27 protein-coding genes and 1 tRNA gene are annotated in these 25,680 nt (G+C 34.2%); 12 read left to right on the top strand and 16 right to left on the bottom strand.

Annotated features, from left to right (window positions below; all coding sequences use genetic code 11):
- Positions 1–388 precede the first annotated feature (388 nt).
- Both H3T83_RS01865 and H3T83_RS01870 read right to left on the bottom strand, forming a co-directional pair.
- A complete protein-coding gene (locus H3T83_RS01865; protein WP_198214993.1) occupies positions 389–1,918 on the bottom strand; it encodes a DHA2 family efflux MFS transporter permease subunit in 1,530 nt (509 codons plus the stop codon).
- 8 nt (positions 1,919–1,926) lie between these two features.
- Complete coding sequence (locus H3T83_RS01870) at positions 1,927–3,102, bottom strand: efflux RND transporter periplasmic adaptor subunit (protein WP_110453164.1); 1,176 nt, start codon at positions 3,100–3,102, stop codon at positions 1,927–1,929.
- 599 nt (positions 3,103–3,701) lie between these two features.
- Between H3T83_RS01870 and H3T83_RS01875 the strand changes: the two genes are divergently transcribed.
- A complete protein-coding gene (locus tag H3T83_RS01875) occupies positions 3,702–3,857 on the top strand; it encodes a hypothetical protein (protein ID WP_165755233.1) in 156 nt (51 codons plus the stop codon).
- A gap of 264 nt (positions 3,858–4,121) precedes the next feature.
- Here H3T83_RS01875 and H3T83_RS01880 read toward each other — a convergent pair.
- Positions 4,122–4,209, bottom strand: a tRNA-Ser gene (locus H3T83_RS01880).
- 193 nt (positions 4,210–4,402) lie between these two features.
- Here H3T83_RS01880 and H3T83_RS01885 point away from each other — a divergent pair.
- Genes H3T83_RS01885 through H3T83_RS01910 form a run of 6 tightly spaced genes read left to right on the top strand, consistent with a single transcriptional unit; the run spans position 4,403 to position 7,906 of the window.
- Positions 4,403–4,720 (top strand): TusE/DsrC/DsvC family sulfur relay protein, encoded by a 318-nt coding sequence (locus tag H3T83_RS01885; RefSeq protein ID WP_034902173.1) that lies wholly within the window; start codon positions 4,403–4,405, stop codon positions 4,718–4,720.
- 21 nt (positions 4,721–4,741) lie between these two features.
- Positions 4,742–5,035, top strand: coding sequence for a cell division protein FtsB (gene ftsB / locus H3T83_RS01890; protein WP_065614553.1), 294 nt, complete (start codon positions 4,742–4,744; stop codon positions 5,033–5,035).
- A gap of 8 nt (positions 5,036–5,043) precedes the next feature.
- Positions 5,044–5,739, top strand: coding sequence for a 2-C-methyl-D-erythritol 4-phosphate cytidylyltransferase (gene ispD / locus H3T83_RS01895; RefSeq protein WP_198214918.1), 696 nt, complete (start codon positions 5,044–5,046; stop codon positions 5,737–5,739).
- Between the two features lie 12 nt (positions 5,740–5,751).
- Positions 5,752–6,225, top strand: coding sequence for a 2-C-methyl-D-erythritol 2,4-cyclodiphosphate synthase (ispF, locus tag H3T83_RS01900; RefSeq protein WP_065614554.1), 474 nt, complete (start codon positions 5,752–5,754; stop codon positions 6,223–6,225).
- A gap of 26 nt (positions 6,226–6,251) precedes the next feature.
- Positions 6,252–7,274 carry a tRNA pseudouridine(13) synthase TruD gene (truD, locus tag H3T83_RS01905; RefSeq protein WP_086360594.1) on the top strand — a complete coding sequence of 341 codons (1,023 nt, stop codon included), beginning with the start codon at positions 6,252–6,254 and terminating at the stop codon, positions 7,272–7,274.
- Between the two features lie 5 nt (positions 7,275–7,279).
- Complete coding sequence (locus H3T83_RS01910) at positions 7,280–7,906, top strand: protein-L-isoaspartate(D-aspartate) O-methyltransferase (RefSeq protein ID WP_198214919.1); 627 nt, start codon at positions 7,280–7,282, stop codon at positions 7,904–7,906.
- 71 nt (positions 7,907–7,977) lie between these two features.
- Here H3T83_RS01910 and pnuC read toward each other — a convergent pair whose 3' ends face one another.
- Together pnuC and nadR are read right to left on the bottom strand one after the other, a co-directional pair.
- Entirely contained in the window at positions 7,978–8,682 is a 705-nt protein-coding gene (gene pnuC / locus H3T83_RS01915) for a nicotinamide riboside transporter PnuC (RefSeq protein WP_065614590.1), read from the bottom strand.
- A 5-nt stretch (positions 8,683–8,687) separates the two neighbouring features.
- Positions 8,688–9,920 carry a multifunctional transcriptional regulator/nicotinamide-nucleotide adenylyltransferase/ribosylnicotinamide kinase NadR gene (gene nadR, locus H3T83_RS01920; protein WP_198214920.1) on the bottom strand — a complete coding sequence of 411 codons (1,233 nt, stop codon included), beginning with the start codon at positions 9,918–9,920 and terminating at the stop codon, positions 8,688–8,690.
- A gap of 512 nt (positions 9,921–10,432) precedes the next feature.
- On the opposite strand from nadR, the gene recD reads away from it, so the two are divergent.
- On the top strand, positions 10,433–12,289 hold the full coding sequence (gene recD, locus H3T83_RS01925) for an exodeoxyribonuclease V subunit alpha (protein ID WP_198214921.1): 1,857 nt from the start codon (positions 10,433–10,435) through the stop codon (positions 12,287–12,289).
- A gap of 74 nt (positions 12,290–12,363) precedes the next feature.
- Here the strand turns inward: recD and H3T83_RS01930 are convergent, their stop codons facing one another.
- From H3T83_RS01930 to rsfS, 9 genes are all read right to left on the bottom strand, one after another.
- On the bottom strand, positions 12,364–13,089 hold the full coding sequence (locus H3T83_RS01930; protein ID WP_034902152.1) for an amino acid ABC transporter ATP-binding protein: 726 nt from the start codon (positions 13,087–13,089) through the stop codon (positions 12,364–12,366).
- Complete coding sequence (locus H3T83_RS01935; RefSeq protein ID WP_034902150.1) at positions 13,086–13,787, bottom strand: ABC transporter permease subunit; 702 nt, start codon at positions 13,785–13,787, stop codon at positions 13,086–13,088. The genes H3T83_RS01930 and H3T83_RS01935 overlap by 4 nt, the downstream gene beginning before the upstream one ends.
- A gap of 1 nt (position 13,788) precedes the next feature.
- Positions 13,789–14,523 carry an amino acid ABC transporter permease gene (locus H3T83_RS01940; protein ID WP_065578633.1) on the bottom strand — a complete coding sequence of 245 codons (735 nt, stop codon included), beginning with the start codon at positions 14,521–14,523 and terminating at the stop codon, positions 13,789–13,791.
- An 82-nt stretch (positions 14,524–14,605) separates the two neighbouring features.
- Positions 14,606–15,514, bottom strand: a complete 909-nt coding sequence (locus tag H3T83_RS01945; protein ID WP_034902147.1) for a glutamate/aspartate ABC transporter substrate-binding protein — start codon at positions 15,512–15,514, stop codon at positions 14,606–14,608.
- 226 nt (positions 15,515–15,740) lie between these two features.
- The gene (gene lnt / locus H3T83_RS01950; protein WP_198214922.1) at positions 15,741–17,282 is read right to left on the bottom strand and encodes an apolipoprotein N-acyltransferase; all 1,542 of its coding nucleotides are present in this window, start codon (positions 17,280–17,282) and stop codon (positions 15,741–15,743) included.
- Positions 17,275–18,147 carry a CNNM family magnesium/cobalt transport protein CorC gene (gene corC, locus H3T83_RS01955; protein WP_198214923.1) on the bottom strand — a complete coding sequence of 291 codons (873 nt, stop codon included), beginning with the start codon at positions 18,145–18,147 and terminating at the stop codon, positions 17,275–17,277. The genes lnt and corC overlap by 8 nt, the downstream gene beginning before the upstream one ends.
- 87 nt (positions 18,148–18,234) lie before the next feature.
- Entirely contained in the window at positions 18,235–18,699 is a 465-nt protein-coding gene (gene ybeY, locus H3T83_RS01960) for an rRNA maturation RNase YbeY (RefSeq protein ID WP_198191794.1), read from the bottom strand.
- A gap of 13 nt (positions 18,700–18,712) precedes the next feature.
- A complete protein-coding gene (gene rlmH, locus H3T83_RS01965; RefSeq protein ID WP_198214924.1) occupies positions 18,713–19,183 on the bottom strand; it encodes a 23S rRNA (pseudouridine(1915)-N(3))-methyltransferase RlmH in 471 nt (156 codons plus the stop codon).
- A gap of 4 nt (positions 19,184–19,187) precedes the next feature.
- The gene (gene rsfS, locus H3T83_RS01970) at positions 19,188–19,505 is read right to left on the bottom strand and encodes a ribosome silencing factor (RefSeq protein ID WP_034902136.1); all 318 of its coding nucleotides are present in this window, start codon (positions 19,503–19,505) and stop codon (positions 19,188–19,190) included.
- Between the two features lie 676 nt (positions 19,506–20,181).
- Here rsfS and H3T83_RS01975 point away from each other — a divergent pair.
- On the top strand, positions 20,182–21,456 hold the full coding sequence (locus H3T83_RS01975; protein WP_198214925.1) for a hypothetical protein: 1,275 nt from the start codon (positions 20,182–20,184) through the stop codon (positions 21,454–21,456).
- Between the two features lie 471 nt (positions 21,457–21,927).
- Here the strand turns inward: H3T83_RS01975 and H3T83_RS01980 are convergent, their stop codons facing one another.
- Positions 21,928–22,080, bottom strand: coding sequence for a hypothetical protein (locus H3T83_RS01980; protein WP_181414548.1), 153 nt, complete (start codon positions 22,078–22,080; stop codon positions 21,928–21,930).
- Positions 22,081–22,159: 79 nt separating this feature from the next.
- Here H3T83_RS01980 and H3T83_RS01985 point away from each other — a divergent pair, with 79 nt between their 5' ends.
- Both H3T83_RS01985 and H3T83_RS01990 read left to right on the top strand, forming a co-directional pair.
- Entirely contained in the window at positions 22,160–22,450 is a 291-nt protein-coding gene (locus tag H3T83_RS01985) for a hypothetical protein (protein WP_198214926.1), read from the top strand.
- Positions 22,423–23,451 carry a hypothetical protein gene (locus tag H3T83_RS01990; protein WP_198214927.1) on the top strand — a complete coding sequence of 343 codons (1,029 nt, stop codon included), beginning with the start codon at positions 22,423–22,425 and terminating at the stop codon, positions 23,449–23,451. Before H3T83_RS01985 ends, H3T83_RS01990 begins: the two co-directional genes overlap by 28 nt.
- A 474-nt stretch (positions 23,452–23,925) precedes the next feature.
- On the opposite strand, the gene H3T83_RS01995 is transcribed toward H3T83_RS01990, so the two are convergent.
- Positions 23,926–24,078 (bottom strand): hypothetical protein, encoded by a 153-nt coding sequence (locus H3T83_RS01995; RefSeq protein ID WP_198214928.1) that lies wholly within the window; start codon positions 24,076–24,078, stop codon positions 23,926–23,928.
- Positions 24,079–24,157: 79 nt separating this feature from the next.
- Here H3T83_RS01995 and H3T83_RS02000 point away from each other — a divergent pair, with 79 nt between their 5' ends.
- A complete protein-coding gene (locus tag H3T83_RS02000; protein WP_198214929.1) occupies positions 24,158–25,453 on the top strand; it encodes a hypothetical protein in 1,296 nt (431 codons plus the stop codon).
- The last annotated feature ends 227 nt before the right edge of the window (positions 25,454–25,680 follow it).

The following is a 25,680-nucleotide window of genomic DNA, read 5'->3' on the forward strand; positions in this document are numbered from 1 at the left end:
TATCTCACTCTAATAATTTTGTAACTGCGGTTACAATAAAACACTCAAATGAGGTTTAAAGCATAGGCGTTGATATAGAAAAAATAATGTCCACTCAAAAAACAATTGATTTAAGTCAAACGATCTTAAAATGCCTACTCCCAGTGACATGATAATGGACATAACACATTACATTACTTTAGTATTTTCAGCCCAAGAGAGTTTATATAAGGCGTTTAGCTCAACTGGTATTACACTTTCATATGAAAATATTTTTTGCATAGGTATAAACAAAGAAAAAAAACATGTACATTACATGTAGGTAATCCGATCAATAAAGTTTTTGAAGTTCATTTTTATTTTTCAAAATATCATAATCTTGTTATGACTTACGTACTTATCTAACCAACTATTTTTCTATTTCATTCTTTGATGTAATGGTTGATTTTGCAAACCAAACAACTATGATTAATAGTAGAAAAATAATTCCATATAGCCAAAAAATTTCGTTGGTTGCGATTACCAGCCCCTGATTAGTAATATTTTGTGCTAGTTTTGCCGAAGCTTGAGTTTCAGAAAAACCTTGCAACTGAAACTGCTGATAAGTGTATTCTAGCGTTTGTATATTTTGATTCATTAGATCAGTTAGTTGGTTGTGATGAATTGCTTCACGATGTTCCCATAATGAATTTGTTAAAGAAGTACCAATGGAAGTAGATAATGTTCTAAAAAAATTAAATAAACTTCCTGCTGCCGCTAACTTGTGCGAAGGTATATCAGTTAAAATTATTATATTCAAAGGCATAACAAAGCAAGCTATCGCAAATCCTTGAAAGAATTGGGGCCATGCTGAACTCGAAAAATCCATATTAGGCTCAAACGAGTAAGCTCTCCAAAAAAAGCACAAAGCAAAAACAATGAAACCAAAAGTCACAAGCTTCCTCATATCTAAATAAGGAACCAAACGGCCGACAATTGGAGCAAGAACGATAGGAACTAAACCGATGGGAGACAATGCTAATCCTGCCCACGTTGCAGTATAACCAAAAACTCGTTGTAATAGCTGTGGTTGCATAACTAATGTTCCTATATGTAGCAAAAATGCCAAACTTATGCAAATCGTCCCTACTGTAAAATTTCTTGATCTAAATAAAGATAGATCAACAATAGGATGATTCGATGTCATTTCCCAAAGAACAAAAAAAGAAAGTGTTACTAACGCTATCACAGATAAAATAATAATTTCAGATGAATTAAACCAATCCAGTTCTTTTCCTCTATCTAAAATAAGCTGTAAACTACCAACACCAAATATTAATAAAGCAAGCCCGATAGTATCTATTCGAGATTTACTTATTTCTGTTTCTCGTCCTTTTAATAATATTCTAATACTTATCCATGCTATTAGACCAATTGGCACATTTAGTAAAAAAATCCAGCCCCAAAATAAATTGTCACTTATCCATCCACCCAAAATAGGTCCGCAGACGGGAGCAATAATAATAGTCATCGACCATATTGCTAAAGACATATTTTTTTTGGAATCTGGAGAGTTAGCTAATAATAAGCTTTGAGAAAGAGGAATAATTGGTCCAGAAACCGCACCTTGTAGTACTCGTGAAATAATTAACATTTCAAGGCTGTTGGAGACACCACATAACCAAGAAGCAAATACAAACAACAAAATTGAAAACAAAAATAATTTAACTTCCCCAAAGTACTTAGCTAGCCATCCAGATAAAGGAATTGAAATGGCATTGGATACGGCAAATGATGTAATTACCCATGTTGCTTGGCTACTTGATGTTCCTAGGTTTCCAGCAATAGTAGAGAGAGCTACATTGGCAATTGTTAAATCTAAAATTTGTAAGAAGGCCACTGTTGCCAATGCAACAATAAGCCCAATTAATTTTGCACCTGATAGATATAATGGTGACATTTTATGATTCACTGAATATTACTCTCTAAAATTAAGTTATTTTGCATAATTTCTCGTACTAGTTGCTCGAATTCATCTAAGTCGTAAGCAAGTACATCTGTTTGATATTTAATTTCTTGAGGTGAAATATCAGTAAGTAATTTTCCACTTACATCACTGGTATCCACTGTTACATACATAGATAACCCTACCCGTAATGGATATTCCTTAATTTGCTCTTTATTCAATTCAATACGAACAGGTAAACGCTGAACTACTTTAATCCAATTTCCTGTTGCATTTTGTGCTGGTAATAACGAAAATGCACTTCCCGTTCCCATAGCAATTCCTGTAATCACCCCGTCGAATTTAATATCATCTCCATAAAAATCACTAGTTAACTTAACTTTTTGTCCTATTCGAATGTGTTTTAATTGAACTTCTTTAAAGTTAGCTTCTACCCAAACTTGATCCAAAGGAACAATAACTAATAATCGTTCTCCTCTATTAACCTGTGTTCCAACTTGGACTTGGCGCCTCGAAACATATCCAGTGACAGGGGAAACAATTGTTACTCGTTTTAAGTTAAGCCAAGCTTCCTTTAGTTTAGAAATAGCTTGCTGAATACGTGGTTGTTCTAATAATGAATTCTGCATTAATAGGGCATTATTAATTTCTAACTCTTGCTTGGAAATTTTTAAGTCATTTAACGCAATTAATACATCTTGCCTAGCATGCTCTATTTCTTCTTTTGAAATAGCATTACGAGACCAAAGGCCTTCTCTCCGAGCTAAATCTTTTTCTAATTTATCTAATGTCGCTTGCTTTAATTGAATACTTGCTGACAATTTTTCAGTTGTCAGTTTGATCTGTTGAATTTCTCTTATTACCTTGGCTAATTCATTTTTTGCATAACTAAAATTATTTTCAGCATCAATTGATTCTAATTGAGCGATAACATCTTTTTTTCTCACAAAGTCATTATCATCAACGTAAATGGAGGAGATTCCTCCGCTTATTTGAGTATGAATTGGAATTTGATTTCCCATAACATACGCATTATCTGTAGATTCTGTAAACCGAGAAAACATGAACCAAAAAATGAAGTATCCTATCCCTGAAACTAGGAAAATAACAGATAAAATAATCAATTTTTTATATCGTGTTAAACCATTGAATTGTCGGCCATCGGTGTTGTTTTCCATCGTACACTCCATTTACATCTTTTATTTTAATCATTGCTTCTATGAACAGCATCACAAAATGCTGTTTCATTAAGCAGACATTCCACCATCAATAACTAGAGTTTGACCCATAATATAATTACTCCCACAACCGAGTAAAAAATTCACAGACATAGCCACTTCCTTATTATTTTCCATTATGTTACTCCATCCCTTGTTTGGTTATTAGATTGTGAAAAGTTAATGGCATTATATAAATGGGTGAGTAATATTGTCTTGAACAAATAAGCTGACTTCATTTTATAAAAAAAAATTATTCATTTATTTAACTCTCTATATTTCAAATAGTTATTTATTCTTTGACAATTATTTTCATTTAAAAAAAAGAATGAGAGATTTAATATAGCTAGTTTATTCAATTAAATAACCATTGAATTGATATATGCTCACCCAACATATATCTATTAAAGGATATAATTCATGACTTACGACTGTGTAATCATCGGTGCTGGACAAGCTGGACTGTGTTTAGCATCGTTTCTGACTAAAAAGATATCACAGTTCTTATATTAGAAAGAGATGAACGTATAGGAGACGTCTGGCGTAGACGACCAGATAGTATGCGGTTGTTTACACCAAGAGCAATGAATCAGCTACCAAGTTTAATTATGGCTGTTGATCAAAAAGGGTATCCAGATAAGCATGAAGAGGCTGATTACTTAGAGTTTTACGCTCAACATAACAAATTACATGTATTGCTAAATAAAAACCAATAAAATTCCGAATAAAAAAGGAGTTAGGCTTTACTCTAAACTTACTTTTTTAATTAGTGTTTTAAATTTAAAAAAATTTCATTATTTTTTTGCTAATTCGGCTAATTTAGCCGTTTTAGCCATAAGTTAGTGCGTATTGACTTAAAATATTGGCAGATGAGAACTTATTTAAGATTGTAAGATTATTTAACTAAAGTGGTATATTAGATGGAATACTAAAAAAATTCTATTTCAACTTTTTGATTTTTAGATAATATTTAAAGAAGATGGCGGAAGCGCAGAGATTCGAACTCTGGGAGGGTCGCCCCTCGCCGGTTTTCAAGACCGGTGCTTTCAACCGCTCAGCCACACTTCCGCAATGGCTGTGAATATTAAAGGAGACGGACTTGTTTGTAAATAGTAAATTTAATATTTTTTATCGACTGCTTTAATTTTCGCCAAATTCGGATGAAATTCAGCAAAACTAGATTGTTTACTCGCCAAAACTAGTGTTGCAATCTTATTAATCGAGTATAATACGCAGCAAATATTAAGTTATGTTTTGAAAAATGTTAAATCAAATAGACACTGATGATAAAGGGTATTTAAAAAATTGGCAGGATTGGACTGTTGATTTAGTACCTGAATTAGCTACTTTAGAATCTATAGAGTTAACTGATGCTCACTGGGAAGTGATTTTATTTGTTCGTGATTTTTACTTAGAATATAAAACTTCACCGGCAATTCGTGCATTAGTTAAAGCAATGGAAAAAAAATTTGGTCCAGAAAAGGGCAATAGTAGGTATTTATATAAGTTATTTCCTGATGGTCCAGCTAAACAAGCAACTAAACTAGCAGGCTTACCAAAACCTGTTAAATGTATTTAAGTTAAGAGATAAATTAAACTTATGATTAGGTGGAAAATTCCATTTTTATTACTACTAGTGCTGGGTTATTTACAGTACTCATTGTGGTATGGGAAGAATAACATTTATGATTATCAAGAAAATGTGCAAATGTTACAGAATCTGCATCGAGAGAATGATATGTTGAAAGCACGTAACGAACAGATGTTTGCGGAAGTTGACGATTTGCAAAAAGGCTATGAAGCGATTGAAGAAAGAGCGCGCAGTCATTTAGGCATGGTTAAAGCCAATGAGTATTTTTATCGAATAATTATTGATTCTAAAGCAAAACAATAAGGTATTACGTGACAAATAATAGTGATATTATCGCAATCGTTCCTGCTGCAGGTGTGGGTTGTCGCATGAAAAGCCAATTACCTAAACAATATCTAAAAATTGGTCCAATGACAATATTGGAACATACTATACAAAAATTGTTAACTCATCCCAATATTTCCTGTGTAGTGGTGGTCATCAGTCCTGAGGATAAATTTTTTAATACACTTGAACTCGCATCGCAAGATAATGTTAAAGTGGCTTATGGTGGTGAAACTCGAGCTGATTCTGTTTTAGCAGGTTTAAATTTAGTTAATGATAACCAATGGGCCTTAGTTCATGATGCTGCAAGGCCATGTGTTACTCATGAAGATATTACAAAATTAATTAATCGAGTATTACACGAAAATAAGGGTGGAATATTAGCAACACCACTAAGTGATACGATTAAACAAGCTTATAAAGATAATCAAACTGTTATTGATCACTCTATCGATCGAACTTATCTATGGGGAGCTGCTACGCCGCAATTATTTAATGCTGGTGAACTTAAAATGTGTTTAAGTAAAGCCTTAAAAAATAACATTGCAATTACTGATGAAGCATCGGCTATAGAGTATTGTGGTGGTCATCCATTATTGGTGGAATGTCGTCGAGATAATATAAAAATTACTCGACCAGAAGATTTAAACTTAGCATCATTTTATTTAACTAATCAAAATTAATATAGGTAGATTATGCGAATCGGTCATGGGTTTGATGTCCATAAATTTGGTGGTGAAGGGCCAATTACATTAGCTGGAGTGAAAATCCCTTATCAGTTTGGTCTTGTTGCTCATTCTGATGGTGATGTGGTATTACATGCTATTACTGATGCATTAATTGGTGCATTGGCTTTAGGAGACATTGGTAAATTATTTCCAGATACAGATCCTAAATACAAAGGTATAGATAGCCGATTATTATTGAAAGAAGTGTATGGTATTATCCAATCTAAAGGTTATAAATTAATTAATTTAGATACGACCATTATTGCACAAGAACCTAAAATGAGACCTCATGTAGATCAAATGCGGGTTAATATTGCTGAAGATTTGCAAGTTCATTTTGATCAGATTAGTGTCAAAGCAACGACGACTGAACAATTGGGTTTTACTGGCCGTAAAGAAGGCATAGCTTGTGAAGCCGTAGTGTTATTAGCAAAGAAATAGAGATAAATTAGACAATAGGCGATTACGTGTTAGCAGAGCTCAATTATTTTTATGGTAAACCTACAAGCCATGGTTTATATAAGCAACAATATGAAGATTTTATTGTTATCGAAGAACTAGGTTTTGATTTAACTGGTGAAGGTGAACATGTTTTAGTTTATCTCGAAAAGATAGATTGTAATACGGTATTTGTGGCTGAACAGTTAGCTAAATATGTTGGCATTTCAGCCAAAAATGTCAGTTATGCAGGCCTTAAAGATCGCCAAGCTGTTACCCAACAATGGTTTAGTTTGCATATGCCTGGCCAAGATACCCCAGATTTTTCACAATTTGATTTAATTGGCTGTCAAATATTGCACGTTACTCGGCATAATAAAAAATTGAAAATAGGGGCTTTAAAAGGTAACCGATTTAAAATTGTTTTAAGAAATTTGACTGGTCAACAAGAAGTCGAATCAAAATTAGACTTAATTAAACAACATGGTGTTCCTAATTATTTTGGCGAACAACGATTTGGACGTGAGCAAAATAATATTAATCAAGCAATAAAGTGGGCTAATGGTGAAATGTCAGTTAAAGACCGTAAAAAAAGAAGCTTTTATCTTTCTGCTGCACGTAGTGCTATTTTTAATGATATAGTCAGTCAAAGGATTCAACGCCAGATTCAGCAAACAGTTGTTGATGGGGATATATTACAATTATCAAAAAGTAATAGTTGGTTTTTGTCTAAAACAGAGGAATTATCACTTTTACAACAACGTTTACAAAATGGTGAGATTAATATTACCGCTCCTTTGGTGGGGGATTCAGGATTAGGTACTGAATCTATTGCTTTAACATTTGAACAAAATTGTTTGGAAAATTGGGCTTGTTTTGCTGAGTTATTTAGAAAGGAACGGGTTGAAACGATGCGACGCTCAATATTGTTGCGTCCTGAGCATCTAGAGTGGCAATGGCGAGATGAAAATAACTTGGACATCAGTTTTTATTTACCTTCAGGTTGTTATGCAACAAGTGTATTACGTGAATTGATTATTGGAAATGAGTAATTTAAATGCAAAGTTTAAAAAGGCAGCAGTTGATTGACTTATTACGCCAGCAGGGCATAAAAGATGATCGTGTTTTAGAAGCTATAGCTTCAATACCACGTGAAAAGTTCGTTGATGAAGCGCTTTCACATCAAGCTTATGATGATCGCTCGTTACCTATTGGTAGTGGTCAAACTATTTCTCAACCTTATATTGTTGCTAAAATGACCGAATTATTAAACTTAACGCCTAATGCTAGGGTACTTGAAATTGGTACTGGTTCAGGATATCAAACAGCAGTTTTAGCCAAACTAGTTAATCATGTTTTTTCAGTAGAAAGAATAAAAAGCTTACAATGGAATACCAAACGACGATTAAAGTTACTTGATATCCATAATATTTCAACTCGGCATGGTAATGGTTGGCAAGGTTGGCCAGAACGTGGGCCATTTGATGGCATAATTGTAACTGCAGCAGCAACCGAAGTGCCTTCAAGTCTGCTGACACAACTAGCCGACAAAGGGCGACTAGTGTTACCTGTAGGTAAAAACCAGCAAACGTTACAATTAATTGAGCGAGATGGTGATAATTTTATTACTCAGAATATCGGTGAAGTGAAATTCGTACCGCTTGTAGATGGCGATACAGAATAATGAAAAAGGAGCAAATAATTTGATTATTTGCTTCTTTTTCAATTTAACTATTCTTTTTCTTTTATCGAAAATTAATTTTTCTTCTCTTTTTCTTTTTGTTCGGAAAGTTTCCACTCACAAATACCGTATACTGCATTAAACAGATAAATTAAATACTGAGTTGCGATAACAATATTGTCAGTATAAATATTTAAACTAATAACTAATACATTTAATAAGACCCATAAATACCAATTAAAAGCATATCTCATCATTAATAAAAGTTGAGCAACTACGCCTAGCCCGAATATAAAGCAGTTGGTAATAAGTTGGTAGGAGGTATTTATTGCGCCGATTTCATTAGTTAAATAAATATTGAAAAAAGCAGCCGCAATGAGGAATATTAACGCATATAAAAAGGCATTTTCATTTAAAGTACGAACTTTAACGCTTTTATTATTATCTAGATTTTTTTGCCAAGTTAATATGCCATATATATGTGAGCCAAAATAGTAAAACGTTGGTAAACCTGCTCCAATATTGCCACCAAGGAAATTTGCACAACATTCAGCGATTACTGCTAGCATACCAAGCACATTACCTAAATTTTTTCGTTTAGCTAATAAGATTACACATAACAATCCTAAAAATGCGCCAGCGTATGATACTGCATAGCGTATATTGAAATCATTAATTGGATCCGTATATATATATGCTCCGGTGACACAAATAATACAAAACAATGGATAAAATTTATTGCGGCCAATAGCTATGACAAAATGGCTTAATTTATTCATAATCATTACCCTTCATCATTAATAAGTTGATTGACTAATTCGATACTTCGCAAATATCGCTCTTCATAATCGGGTGAATCAATTTGGATGTATTTAATATGATTTTTTTTTAACAATGAGATCAGCAATTGTTGAAAATCTTTTCGCTGTTTTGGACTACCTAAACTTCTTAATCCGTCAGCAACCCACGGTGTGTTATTACCTAATAAGATAACTAAATCGAATCGATAATTATTGATCATAGCTTGTAAAAAAGGATGTTCTTTACCTTCATATTTTTTACAAAATGCTTGAGTGGTAATAAAATCGGTATCAATAAATGACACTTTGTTAGCATGTTTGATAGCAAAATCAATATATTGAGCATGCCCTAATGCAATTTTATCATAGTCAGCATATTGCAATGCTCGTTCATCGCCACCAAGGTGAGAAAATACATAATCACGGCCATATTCCCAAGCACTAGTGGTATTAAACATATTGGCTAATTTATTTACTAATGTCGATTTACCGCTTGATTCACCACCAAGAATAGCTACCGTTCTCACAAAAAATGGTCTCACTTCTGTTGGTATATATTGCCAATTTTTTAATGGGGCTTGACGAATTTGAGTACCACTGACTTGCATAAATTGCCGAGTAGGATCGATAAGTACTGTGTCTAAATCGAATAAATCTTTATACATGGCTACATCTTGTGGTTCACTTGAATAGACGCAACTAGGATTAATGCCTTTTTCTTTAAATAATTTTTTGACTCTATCACTCCATTCATTCCAACCATTTGGATAAGCCGGAATACCATCTTCTTCTAAAAGTTCAATATGGATATTTTTTTGATATTTGAATGTTTGTAACAACCAACGAATCCTATCATTGATCGTTGGTTGGCGTGACATAGCACTTTCTTCAAATAACGCCATATCCCGGATAGTATCGGAACAAAGAATAATATAAAGTTCATCAACTTGGCTAATTGCACGTTGAATCAAATAAATATGACCAGTATGCAATGGATAAAATTTTCCAAAAATCACTCCAACTTTTTTATTTTTGCTAGCTAAGTCTATTTGCAAATAATGATGCAGTGATTGTAATTTCTGTGCGCTTGGATTTTTAATTTTATCATTGATCAATTGACTCAAATAACCTTTAGTCATCTGACAAGCATCAGCAACAGTCTGTAATGATAATTTTTTGCGTTTTATGGCTGCTTTTAAATAATTGAAACCATCCATACCGCCTCCTTTTTGTTTTTTATCTGTAACAAAATTTACATCATTTTTTATAAATGTTCAATATACTAAACAAAAAATAAATATTTTTGATTTGTAATTTAAATCTTATGCTGAATGAATAATGATTTATCATAAAAACTGTAAATAACTATTTTTTATAAGATTAATTTAATCATCTACAACCTCAATGTTAAAGAAACTTCAACTACTTCGTTATTTAGTAATGATATTTCACAAAAGTATGCTTATACTATTGATGTTAAAATAACAAAACATTGCTAATTGATATTGTAATTAATGATCAGCTATCGGTAATTTTAAATAAAATAGTAATACTAGATGATGACAAATATGATGGTGTTCAATATTATAAACAAACTAAATTATTAACTTGGCAATTTACTTTAACATAAGTGAAACTAAAGATCTTAATTTAAGCTTTAAACTCACTTTTCCAAATGATAAAGAAATATCTTTATGGATGATATACCTTATAAAACAAAGTATAAACTATGTTAACTAATTGGTTCGAGCAATTTAAGCAAAACAGTCAGATCAGTTTACTCGATCTTCATTTGGCACAATTTTTGGTCAATAAAGTTGATGGCAACGATGAAATTATTAGTAAACGTTTTGCCTTTTTAATTATATCGTTAAGTCAGGAAGTCAGGTCAGGTCATGTTTGTCTTGATATTACTCGCCTGAATCAACATATTATCGATCCACAACTTTGGCAGGAACTCAATGCTCCAACAGTTGAAGATTGGATTAATGTACTCTGTGTAGCTTCAAATAAACAGGTAGTAAGTGATGGCAAACAACTTGCGCCACTTATTTTTATTGAGAATAAGCTTTATTTTCAACGTATGTGGCTAGATGAACGTCATGTTGCTCAGTATTTTAATCAACCACAATTGAATGTTACATCAAGTAAATCGATCGACTTAAAAAATATTCTCGACCAACTATTTGTTGATGATAATACAACTATTGATTGGCAAAAAATTGCGGTTGCGGTGGCGCTAACTCGTAAAATTGCCATTATTTCAGGTGGCCCAGGTACAGGTAAAACAACTACAGTAGCTAAAATCTTAGCAGGAATAGTGTTAAATGATCCTACCACGCGAATCGTGGCAGCAGCACCAACTGGCAAAGCTGCATCAAGGTTAACCGAATCTCTCAGTCGAGCAATTGAGCAGTTATCTTTTGAATCATTAAATATTCAAACTGAAGCCGTGACTCTGCACCGTTTATTAGGTGCAAAAACTGATAATCGCTCATTTAATTATAATAAACACAACCAATTACATATTGATGTTCTTGTAGTTGATGAAGCGTCAATGGTTGATCTGAATATGATGGCAAGAATTATTGAGGCTCTGCCTAATTGTGCTCGCTTAATCTTATTGGGTGATAAAGATCAGCTATCTTCTGTTGAAGCCGGTGCAGTATTTGGTGACTTATGTGACTTTATTTTAAATGGATATAGTCAATCTAGGGCTGATGAACTAAGTCAATTAACTGGCTATACTATTCCAATCGCAGACCAACCAGCAAGTATGATCACCGATAGTATCTGTTTATTGAAAAAAAGTTATCGTTTTAACGAGTCTTCAGGAATAGGCTTGTTGGCTAATGCCGTTAAAGAAGGTCAATTGCAAGCGGTTAAAAAACTGCTAGCCAATAAAGCTTTACCAGATGCTTGTTATTATGAATTATCTTCAAGTCAAACTTACCAAGCTGTTTTAGATGATTGTGTAGCACATTATAAAAATTATCTAAATGCTATTAAACATCATCAAAATAATGATATTGCCAATGTTTTAAATAAATTTGCTGAGTGTCGTTTACTGTGTGCTGTACGTGAAGGCAGGTTTGGGGTAGGAGGGTTAAATAAGCAAATTGAATTATTATTAGCCAAACACAAATTGATTAAATTAAATAATCGGGATCAATGGTATATTGGTCGACCAATTATGATCTTACGTAATAGTACCTCATTAGGTTTATATAATGGTGATATTGGTATCACTCTTACGGCTGAACATGATCACTCAAAATTACGGGTTTATTTCCCTTTTTCTGATGGTTCTATTAAAGGTTTTTCTCCCTATCGATTACCGGAGCATGAAACTGCCTATGCAATGACTATCCACAAATCCCAAGGTTCTGAATTTGATCATGTCAATATTATTCTACCAACAGAATTTTCACCACTACTTAATCGATCATTACTCTATACGGCAATAACAAGGGCTAAAAAAACAGTCTCAATTTATTCTGATGCTAAAATTTTAGATCGTGTAGTGAAAAGTCAAATACATCGAGAAAGTGGCCTAGTTGAACAAATAAAAAATGTTCTACAATAGTAGCGACACTTAAATTATTGCTGATATAGATAAAGCACCAACTTATTGTATTATAGCTGGTGCTTTTTTATCTATTAGTGAATGATCTTAGCTAAAAAGTCTTTAGCACGATCTGATTGTGGATTGGTAAAGAATTGTTCTTTTGAGGTATCTTCAATGATTTCACCAGCATCCATAAAGATCACGCGATGTGCAACTTTACGTGCAAAGCCCATCTCATGGGTAACAACCATCATTGTCATGCCTTCATAAGCTAATTCAACCATAACATCTAGTACTTCATTAACCATTTCTGGATCAAGAGCCGAGGTTGGTTCATCAAATAGCATAACGACAGGATCCATACATAGTGCTCGAGCGATTGCAACACGTTGTTGTTGACCACCAGATAGTTGAGCTGGGAATTTATCTGCATGAGCCAATAAGCCAACACGATCTAATAGCGATAGCGCTTTTTCACGCGCTTCTTCGTTTGATCGGCCTAATACCTTAATTTGAGCAAGTGTCAAATTTTTCAAAATTGTTAAATGAGGGAAAAGCTCGAAGTGTTGAAATACCATTCCCACTTTTGAACGCAGTTTTGCTAAATTAGTCGATGGATTTGTAATCTCAGTACCATCAATAATAATTTTACCTTGTTGAATAGGTTCTAGAGCATTTACGGTTTTGATTAGTGTTGATTTACCTGAACCAGAAGGCCCACAAACAACAACAACTTCACCTTTACCTACTCTTGTAGTACAGTTTTTTAATACTTGAAATTTTCCGTACCATTTTGATACATTTTCTAAGGAGATCATCGACTTATCCCTTTCTTGAAATAATTAACTAAACGAGAAGCAGTATAACAAATTATAAAGTAACTTATTGCTGCAAAAATAATCATTGAATATTTAACAGTGCCACCCTGAACCGTACCGATTTGGGTAACACTGGCACCAAATAAATCAATTAAGCTCATCACATAAACCAAAGAGGTATCCTGGAACAAGATAATACCTTGTGTTAACAACAATGGCACCATTGATCTAAATGCTTGTGGTAATATTATCAAGCGCATTGCCTGACTTTTGGTCATACCTAATGCGTAAGCCGCATGATATTGACCTTTAGCAACCGCATTAATCCCTGCACGAATGATTTCAGAATAGTAAGCTGCTTCAAATAAAGCAAACGCGATCATCGCTGAAACAATCCTAACATCAGCATAAGGCGGTAAATTAAATATATGTTTAATAACTTGTGGTAATGCTAAATAGAACCATAACAAAACTAACAGTAATGGAATGGAACGGAATAAATTGACATAACATTTAGCAAAAATATTTAGTATTTTATTATTTGATAAACGCATTAAAGCTAATACTGTCCCCCAAACAATACCAAATACGACGGCGGTAAATGTAATTTTAGCGGTTAACCATAACCCACTTAATAGTAGATGATAATTGTCTGATACCAATGAAGGTATATCTGCAATCCAATTTAATAGTTGCATGTTATCCTCCATGATTCATATTAGGTAAGCGGGTTTGTTTTTCAACAAAACGCATAATGGTTAGTACGGCATAGTTTATCAACATAAATGCAATCGTTACTCCACATAATATTTCAACAATGCTGTTGGTTGCATCGTTAATGCGATCTATTTGACCAATCAAATCTATCAATCCAATGGTGGATGCAACTGATGAATTTTTAATGATATTGGTCATTTCAGACGTTAGTGGTGGAATAATACGACGATAAGCATTAGGTAGTAGAACATACATATATGCTTGTCGATTTGTTAAACCAAGTGCAATAGCGGCATAACGCTGACCTATGGGTAAAGTTTGAATACCGGTTCTAACTTGTTCTGCAATACGTGCAGAAGTAAACAGACCTAAAGCAATTGCCGCCGTGATAAATGCACTGACATCAGGTGATAAACCAGATATAAACCATGTTTTTAAACTTCCAGATAGAATTTCTGGAAATAACATGTACCATAAAAACATTTGTACTAGTAATGGGATATTACGGAATAGTTGGATATAACCGGCTGCAAAACGATTTAGAAATTTATTTTCTAATGTTCGGCAGATTCCCACTAGTGATCCTAGTATGAATGCAATAATCCAAGCAGTAACTGCTAATGAAACGGTTACAATAATACCGTCAAAAAGCCAGTTTAAATAAATTCCATCACCATACGGGGTGGATTCAAAAAATAGTGTCCAATTGAAACTCATAATATATTTATTTCACTAAATTAGATTATGTACTAAATGCAACATACATTTAGTACATAGGATTAGAAAGATGAGAAAAGTATTAATCTAATGCTTTATCATTTGGATTTGCAAAAAGCTCAACCATTTTTGGTGAAATTGTTAGAGCCATATTCGCTCCTTTTGGTGGAACAGGTTGAGTGAACCATTTGTTATAAGATTCTAATGCTTTTCCTGATTTTTGGGCATCAGCAATGGTTTTATCCATTAATTGTTTAAATTGGGTATCGCCTTTTCTTAACATACAACCATAAGATTCATAAGATAATGGCTCACCGACAATTTTCCATTCAGCTGGGTTAATTGCACGTGAACGCTCACCGGCTAAAAGTGCATCATCCATTAAAAATGCCTCAGCACGACCAGTTTCAAGAGCATTAAATGCATCACCATGATCTTTTGGTGTAATAATACGAATACCTAATTTTTCTTTATTGTTAATTTGATTTAAACGGACTTCAGATGTAGTACCAGCGGTAGTCACTACATTTTTTCCTTTTAAATCTTCAATACTATTGATATTACTATCTGCTTTAACAAGGAATCGGGTACCTACAATAAAAATACTGTCAGAAAAATCTACAGTCTTTTGACGTTCAAGATTGTTTGTTGTGGAACCACATTCAAAATCATAGGTATAGTTATTTAGTAATTGAATTCGAGTCTTAGAGGTAACTGGTAAATATTTAACTTTAAGATCCGGTAAGTTTAGTTCTTTTTTAACTGCATCTATAATTAGGTTAGAGTAATCTTGAGAATAACCGATAACTTCTTGTTTTTCACCATAGTAGGAAAATGGGATAGAAGACTCTCGATGACCAACAACAATCACACCGCTTTCTTTGATTTTAGCCAATGTACCACTTAGTTCCTCTGCAACAGCGGCACCACTCATTAGGCCTAGCATTGCTAATGATAACACTAATTTGGTTAGTTTTGTCTTTTTGTACATACTCATCTCCTACTGTTTAATTTGTATCATATTAAATAAATTTAATATTTTTACAAAGGGCGTATATTATAACTTATTTTTTAGCATAAAAGTACTTTTTACTGTTTATTTATCGTTTAAAAGGACAAGCTATCGTCAAGAAATTCGATGATTTTTACCAATTCTTAACATAGCCAATTTTTTGAATTTCAATATTATATAAGCAATATTTATGCCAAAATATTGCTTAGCGACGATTTCTTACAAAAATCAAAATAAATAATAATGAAATAATCAGATAATAGAAAAGGTTTCCAAACCTTGCATAAGGGGTTAAACCAACAGTGGGGGATAATTTGTAATTTAAAACCTGAGTTTGAAATTGTGGTAATTGTTCAACAATTTGACCATGATGATCAATAATTGCTGTAATACCTGTATTGGTACTACGAATCATTGGTCTGCCAAACTCTAAGGCTCTTGCTTGCGCCATTTGTAAATGTTGTTTGGGGCCAATACTGTTACCAAACCAAGCATCGTTAGACACAGTTAGTAAAAAATCTGTGTCTGCGGTAAAGTTTTTTAAAATCAAATTGGATAAAATAACTTCATAGCAAATTGCTGTAGTAAATTTGAAGCCTTTTATCTCAAGTGGTGGTTGTTTTTCAGCACCAGCCTGCATGGATGACATTGGGATATCAAGCATTTGCGCAATAGGATCAAGTAATGATTCTAAAGGAGTAAATTCACCAAACGGTACCAGATGATGTTTTTGATAACGGTTGGTGTTAGGGTATTGATATGGTGTTTTTCCACCTAACACTAGCAATGTGTTATAAATATTAGGGTTCTCTTGATAACCGTAATTTCCTAAACGGTAATCAATAATACCAACAGCTATTTCACTATTATTTGCCCTTGCTTCGTTATCTAAAAACTGGAGGAAAGGTTGCTGATTGATTTCGTAATCGGTAATGCTTGCCTCAGACCAAATAATAATTTTATCTTTAGCAAGATTTTGTTCTGTCAATGAGCCATAAGTTTGCAGAGTTTTATTTAGTTGCTCTTTAGTCCAGCGGAGAGATTGTGAAATATTACCTTGAATTAAGCTAAAATCAGCAGAACGGCTGTGGTCAATTGTTGTCCAATTAATTAAATTGAATGATATTGGTGCAATAAAGAGCATTAATAGTGCGAAAATTGCACCAATTGTGTGCTTTTTAGGGGAGCGATTCAATGCCATATTTAAACAATAGATGATTAAACCACAGCAGATAGTCAATATTAATGTGACACCATTTATTCCAACTATCGGGAAGTAGCCTCTCAATGGACTATCTAGTTGACTATATCCTAGTTCTAACCATGCAAAACCGGTTAAAATATAGCCTCGTAAAAATTCAGTAAGCTGCCACAAAATAGGGGTGAGCAAAACCAATTGTTTTATCGAGAATTTTGGTGCGAAACGATCACATACTCTTAGCAATAATGCAAATAACATAGGATAAAATGCTAAGTATGCGATTAGTAGTCCTAAAATAATTACTGCTACCGATGTTGGTACTTCACCATATTGTTTAATGCTTATATAAACCCAATGAGTACCCGCTAAAAAATAGCCAATACCCCAGCTAAAACCAATAAGCATTGCTCTCTTTTTCGGTTTATCAGCGATTAACCACAAAAGGCCGGCAAATGCTACAAATGCAAGTGGCCAGATATGAAAGGGTGCGTAACTAAATACCGCAATTGCACCAAAGATAAAGCTTAATAAAATTTGTTTAAGCATTTTCTGATTGCTCTAAATTAGGTATGTTTGCATCTTCAGGGATCGTGACATGCAATTGAATAATACGTCTTCGGTCAACAATGGTTACTTTAAATTGATAACCATCAATAGTAATCGTTTCGCCTCGGATTGGTAAACGTCCAAAATGTTGCATGATTAATCCGCCAATGGTATCCATTTCATCATCACTAAACGTGGTGGCAAAAATTTCATTAAAATCTTCTACAGGAGTAAGGGCACGGACAGAATAAACTGATGGCGATAAACGGCGAATATCGCGATCTTCAACTTCATCGTATTCATCTTCGATATCACCAACTATAAGTTCTAAAATATCCTCGATAGTGACTAAGCCTGAAACACCACCAAACTCGTCAATGGCCATTGCCATATGATAGCGTTGCATGCGGAATTCTTTTAACATATGGTCAACGCGTTTACTTTCAGGAACGACAACAGTTGGTCTTAGGATCTTTTTCAAATCAAAATCCTTGACACCTTGTCGAATATAAATGAGTAAATCTTTGGCTAATAGTACCCCTTCGATATGGTCTCGATCTTCACTAATTACTGGATAACGTGAATGACCATGTTCAGAAATAATATCTAAACATTCATCAAGGGTGAAATTATCTTTGATTGTTACAATTTGAGAGCGAGGTATCATGATATCACGAACGCGTTGATCGGCTATATCCATTACACCTTCGATCATATCGAGGGTATCAGGATCAATGAGTTGATTTTCTTCAGCCTCACGAATAACTTCGATCAGTTCTTCTTTATCTTTTGGTTCTGAATTGAATAATTGACTTAACCATAATGTAAACCCTTTTTTGGGTCTCCGGTGATTATCATCACTCATTTTGCTCTCTTCCTTTTTGTAATATCAAATATAGTTCGATTTATAGTTATTGTTCTAATATCTAAACAGATTATTAGTCACATTTATTTAATCAATTAGTTGATAAGGGTTATCAAAACCTAATTGTGCCATGATGTCGATTTCGATATTTTCCATTTCTTCAGCTTCTTCGTCAAGGATATGATCATATCCTAATAAATGCAAACATCCATGAACAATCATATGTGCCCAATGTGATGTTAATGATTTATGTTGTTCGTTAGCTTCGATTTCAACCACTTGCTTACAAATCACTAAATCACCGAGTAATGGCACATCAATTTCAATTGGTGATTCAAATGGGAATGATAAAACATTTGTCGGTTTATCTTTATTACGATAAGTGTAATTAAGATGTTGGCTCTCTTCTTTATCGACAATACGTATAGTAATTTCGGCATTATCCATAAACTGCGGTAAGATCACTTCTAGCCATTGCATAATTTGTTGTTCTGTTGGTAGATTCTCATGATGCTCACAGGCAATTTGCAAATCTAAAATAATAGTACTCATTTTATTATCCGATCTATTCACGATGATAAGGATGATTAGCCGTTAAACTCCATGCACGATAAAGACTTTCAGAAACAATTACTCGTACTAATGGATGAGGCAATGTTAAAGGTGATAATGACCAACTTTGTTCAGCCGCCGCTTTACATGCTGGCGACAAACCTTCAGGACCGCCAATTAACAAACTGACATCACGACCATCGGTTTTCCAACGTTCAAGTTGTTTTGCTAAATCCTGGGTTGTATAAGGTTTACCTGGAATATCCAGTGTGACAATGCGATTACCTTTGCCACATGCAGCTAGCATTAATTCACCTTCTTTATCTAAAATTCGCACAATATCAGCATTTTTAGTCCGTTTTCCTGCTGGTATTTCAATCAGTTCTAAAGGCATATCTTTGGGGAAACGGGATTGGTAATCATTAAAAGCAGTGGTCACCCAATTGGGCATTTTATTGCCAACAGCAATAAGCTGTATTTTCACGTCACTAACTCCAAAGTTTCTCGAGTTCGTAAAGTTGCCGACTCTGTTCTTGCATGATATGTACAATGACAGAATCCATATCAACTACCACCCAATCAGCATCATTTTGGCCTTCACTACCTAATACAAGATGGCCTTGTTTTTTTGCTTCATCAAGTAAGTGTCCTGCTATTGATGCAACATGACGGTTAGATGTGCCTGTACAGATAATCATATAATCGGTAATACTTGATTTACCTCGAACATCAAGGGTAACAATATCTTTGCCTTTAAGGTCATCAATTTTATCAATAATAAAATCTTGTAATGATTGTTGCAAAATAATCTCTCTACTATTTTAAATAAAGTTGTAGTATAGCATATTTTTTCTAAATCGCCTTGAAAATAGTGTGTCTCAGCAATAGCCCTCTATATTTAAAAAGTCACAAAAATAATTTTATGGAGAGCTATTTTAATCAAAAAAAGTTGAGGAGAGAGGGTTTTTAAAAGGGAAAAATATGATTAAACCGCTTATCTCACTAATAATATTTACAAAAGTTAACAATTTAGCTTTTTAAATCAGTTGCATAGATTATTTTCAATCACTATACTTTTAGATGATTTTTAGCGCAATAATAGGCTGTTATTTAGTCAAATTAACTTAAAAAAGCCAAATAAAACATGGAATTACTTGACAAGGCTGTTGTTATGAACTATAATTTTAAACACCAAACACCAAACACCAAACCTGCCCAACTTATAATTTAAAATCATCTCGTTATTACAATCAACGTTTAGTCTTTTATAGTAGTTTATTTTTTCCTCGATTTTTAAGGTTATTTTTATTCTCGCCGCTTTTTAGCATTTTCGCCGTTACTTTATTTTTATTATTTTCATCAAGTAGTTATGCATTAACATCCCTAAGAGCCAGTACCGTCAAAGTTATTACCGGCAATTCTCCCTATATTATATTAAGTGATGGTTTTAACCCTTTAACTGATTTACGGCAAATAATAGGTTTGAATTTTCCTAATGGTCAAGGTGGTTATAATTGGATAAGCGCCTGGGATGCGGGGATTACCATAAAAGCACCGCCAGGTATGCATTTTAATCAAGTCATGTCCCATAGTGTCATCAGTGATGGTAATGCTCATTATATCCCTTATCTTTATATAGGTGATGCAGATGGTGATGAAGCGGGTGGATATGTGTCAGGTTATCTAAAAGCGACATGGTATGAAAATGGCGCACAAATTCCGTATGAGTTGTTAGGTAATGAATTGTGGGGTTGCGGTGGGCCCTATAAATTAAGAGTAGAGGTTTGGGATATCCAAGCTAATACCCCTTATGGTGTGCCGAATAATCGTTATTATGGTAATAGCTGGGTGGAATATACCGTTATTCCCCATAATCCCAGTATCTGCTATTTAAGGCCAAATGATATGGGCGATTACGGCGGTTATGACGGAAATGTATTTCATAACTTTTGGGGTTTTTCACGTTGGAGTGGCTTCCCGACCACGGGTTTTCAAAATGCGGCATTTACGTTAATAGGTGCAGGTGCGGACCAAAGTCGTTATCGATGTTATTCACATAATGGGGGCGGCAAAATATGGTTATCGACCATCAATGGTTATGGCGCAAACTGCACGGTTAATTATGCATCAGAACAAAAATGGCAATTTATTCAAAATGGTACGCCGGTAATAACCATGGAGTACTTTAACGGTCGAGATTGGATTTGGATGGATAGTTTTACGATACCGGTACCGAGTAAATGGCCATCGAAAGGAGGTAAAATTTTGGGATTTACCAATTTTACTGAAACATCAGAATCATCAAGTATACCTTTAAGAACATTCGAAAGTTTTACTGATGGACAGACTTTTCGTGTATTAGATTATTGTACAGGAAGAGAGCTTCCTCCTCATAATGGAGGAATATATAATCCTAAACGAGTGCGATTACATGAAGCATTGGATGACAACTTTCGTCAACAATATTTGTATAAAGCAGATGAAATAAAAATGAAAAATCCTAATAGTAATTACGGTTGGGTACGTTCAGTCGGTAATTTTATGGGAGAATGGGGGAAATTAAAGGGATATAATATAGGACTGTGGGGCGATAGAGGAATATGGACAGCAGATAGAGGTATAGACAGGAATGATGCGGGAAATGGTCTAGTAATAACGCATACAAGTCCAGTTTATGTTTACCATGATGGCACTATTTATCATGATAATTGGAAAAATATATATCATGCTGTAGAAGCAGTTTGTCGTGGAGATTAATTCTATGATGTTATTCATTGATAATCTGGCAAATACAACGTAACAAATTGTACCTATCAATAAATATATAAATACAATATGTTGCGATCTATCTTTAATAAATAAGGCATCGAAGGTAGAATTGACTGCATAGCATATCTTTGAAGAGCGCACTTTTTAAACCCAAAAATTTACGGAAAGGAGTTTTAAAAAGGTTAAAATAGTGCGTTAACGGCTTATCTGACTAATAATATTTACAAAAGTTAACAATTTAGATTCTAAAATCAGTTGCATAGATTATTTTCAATCACTATACTTTCAGATGATTTTTAGCGCAATAATAGGCTGTTATTTAGTCAAATTAACTTAAAAAAGCCAAATAAAACATGGAATTACTTGACAAGGCTGTTGTTATGAACTATAATTTTAAACACCAAACACCAAACACCAAACCTGCCCAACTTATACTTTAAAATCATCTTATTATTGCAATCAACGTTTAGTCTTTTCTAGTAGTTTATTTTTTCCTCGATTTTTAAGGTTATTTTTATTCTCGCCACTTTTTAGCGTTTTCGCCGTTACTTTAGTTTTATTATTTTCATCAAGTAGTTCTGCATTAACATCCCTAAGAGCCAGTACCGTCAAAGTTATTACCGGGAATTCTCCCTATATTATATTAGGTGATGGTTTTAACCCTTTAACTGATTTGCGGCAAATAATAGGTTTGAATTTTCCTAATGGTCAAGGTGGTTATAATTGGATAAGCGCCTGGGATGCCGGGGTTGCCATCAAAGCACCGCCAGGTATGCATTTTAATCAAGTCATGTCGCATAGTGTCGTTAGTGATGGTAATGCTCATCATATCCCTTATCTTACTATAGGTGATGCAGATGGTGATGAAGCGGGTGGATATGTGTCAGGTTATCTAAAAGCGACATGGTATGAAAATGGTGCAAAAATTCCGAATGATAGGTTAGGTAATGAATTATGGAGCTGTGGTGGCCCTATAAATTAAGAGTAGAGGTTAGGGATATCAAAGCTAATACCCCTTATGGTGCACCAAATAATCGTTATTATGGTAATAGTTGGGTGGAATATACTGTCATTCCCCATAATCCTAGTATCTGCTATTTAAGACCAAATGATATGGGTAATTATGGTGGTTATGACGGAAATGTATTTCATAACTTTTGGGGCTTTTCTCGTTGGAGTGGTTTCCCAACCACGGGTTTTCAAAATGCAGCATTTACGGCAATTGGACCAGGAGCGAATCAACTTTATTATCGTTGTTATTCACATAATGGGGCCGGTAAAATATGGTTATCGACCATCAATGGTTATGGTGCAAACTGCACGGTTAATTATGCGGCAGAAAAAAAATGGCAATTTATTCAAAATGGTACGCCGGTAATAACCATGGAATACTTTAATGGTCGAGATTGGATTTGGATGGATAGTTTTACGATCCCGGTACCGAGTAAATGGCCAGCGAAAATAAATCAAAACCTTCTTGAATTTACTAACCAGTTATCAGACGATATTAGCGATCCTGGAGATCGAAATGTTTGGAAAGGAGGCGCAGAACATGGACATTGGGAGCATATTCCCAAAACAACTTATAAAACATTAGATTATTGTCGTAACGATGACCACTCATCGCTCTTAAGATATAAAACAACAAGAGATGAAGCTTTAGATGACAATTTTCGTAGGGGATTGCTATATACACTAGAAGAATATAAAGGAAATAGTGATTGGAATCCAAATTTTGTCCGAGGTATAGGCAGTTTTATGGGCGAATGGGGGGCATTGGGTAATTATAACCCTCTTTTTGCAAACGAGATATGGACCGCTACTAAAACGGCTTATAATAGTCTTGGTGTTACACGTTTTTATCCGCTTGGTTTGAGACAAAATGGTCAGGTTGTAATCAATATGGGTGGCAAAAATGAAGGAAATCCTAATATTATTAATATGGATATTTTTAACAAAAGAGCGATATGCCGTGGAGATTAATTCTATAAAGTTAATGATTGATAATCTGGCAAATACAACGTAACAAATTGTACCTATCAATAAATGTATAAATACAATCAGTTGCGTTCTGCCTTTAATAAATCAGGCATCGAATGTAGATTGCCTGCATAGCAAGTATATCTTTGAAGAGCGCATTTTTTAAACTCAAGAATTTGCGGATAGGGTTTTGGGGAGGGTTTAAACAGAGCGTTAACAGCTTATCTCACTAATAATATTTACAAAAGTTAACAATTTAGACTTCAAAAGAAGTTGCATAGATTATTTTCAGTCACTATACTTTTAGGTGATTTTTAGTGCAATAATAGGCTGTTATTTAGTCAAATTAACTTAAAAAAGCGAAATAAAACATGGAATTACTTGACAAGGCTGTTGTTATGAACTATAATGTTAAACACCAAACACCAAACACCAAACCTGCCCAACTTATACTTTAAATTCATCTTGTTATTGCAATCAACGTTTAGTCTTTTCTAATAATTTATTTTTTCCTCGATTTTTGAGGTTATTTTTATTCTCGCCACTTTTTAGTGTTTTCGCCGTTACTTTAGTTTTATTCTTTTCATCAAGTAGTTCTGCATTAACATCTCTAAGAGCCAGTACTGTCAAAGTTATTACCGGGAATTCTCCCTATATTATATTAGGTGATGGTTTTAACCCTTTAACTGATTTACGGCAAATAATAGGTTTGAATTTTCCTAATGGTCAAGGTGGTTATAATTGGATAAGCGCCTGGGATGCGGGGATTACCATAAAAGCACCGCCAGGTATGCATTTTAATCAAGTCATGTCCCATAGTGTCATTAGTGATGGTAATGCTCATCATATCCCTTATCTTACTATAGGTGATGCAGATGGTGATGAGGCGGGGGGGTATGTGTCAGGTTATCTAAAAGCGACATGGTATGAAAATGGCGCACAAATTCCGAATGATAGGTTAGGTAATGAATTATGGGGCTGTGGTGGGCCGTATAAATTAAGAGTAGAGGTTTGGGATATCCAAGCAAATACCCCTTATGGTGTACCGAATAATCGTTATTATGGTAATAGTTGGGTGGAATATACTGTCATTCCCCATAATTCCAGTATCTGCTATTTAAGACCAAATGATATGGGTAATTATGGTGGTTATGACGGAAATGTATTTCATAACTTTTGGGGCTTTTCTCGTTGGAGTGGCTTTCCGACCACGGGTTTTCAAAATGCGGCATTTACGTTAATAGGTGCAGGTGCAGACCAAAGTCGTTATCGCTGTTATTCACATAATGGGGGTGGCAAAATATGGTTATCCACTATTAATGGTTATGGCGCAAACTGCACGGTTAATTATGCGGCAGAAAAAAAATGGCAATTTATTGAAAATGGTACGCCGGTAATAACCATGGAGTACTTTAACGGTCGAGATTGGATTTGGATGGATAGTTTTACCATACCGGTACCGAGTAAATGGCCAGCGAAAATAAATCAAAACCTTCTTGAATTTACTAACCAGTTATCAGACGATATTAGCGATCCCGGAGATCGAAATATTTGGCATGGAGGTGCAGAACATGGACATTGGGAGCATATTCCCAAAACAACTTATAAAACATTAGATTATTGTCGTAACGATGACCACTCATCGCTCTTAAGATATAAAACAACAAGAGATGAAGCTTTAGATGATAATTTTCGTAGGGGATTGCTATATACACTAGAAGAATATAAAGGAAATAGTGATTGGAATCCAAATTTTATACGAGGAGTAGGCAGTTTTATGGGCGAATGGGGGGTATTGGGTAATTATAACTCTCTTTTTGCAAACGAGATATGGACCGCAACTAAATCGACTTTTAATACCGGCCTTGGTCCTGCACGTTTTTATCCGCTTGGTTTGAGACAAAATGGTCAGGTTGTATTCAATACGGGCGGCAAAAAACAAGGAAATTCTAATATTATTAATATGGCTATTTTTAACAAAAGAGCGATATGCCGTGGAGATTAATTCTATAAAGTTAACGATTGATAATCTGGCAAATACAACGCAACAAATTGTACCTATCAATAAACATATAAATACAATAAGTTGCGTTTAACCTTTAACAAATCAGGCATCGAATGTAGATTGCCTGCATAGCAAGTATATCTTTGAAGAGCGCACTTTTTAACCTCAAAAATTTACGGAGCTGAATTTTTGAATTCAAAAGGGTTGATAAATGGATGAAATATTAA

This window comes from Gilliamella sp. M0320, assembly GCF_016101635.1.
In the GTDB taxonomy this organism is placed as follows: domain Bacteria; phylum Pseudomonadota; class Gammaproteobacteria; order Enterobacterales; family Orbaceae; genus Gilliamella; species Gilliamella apis.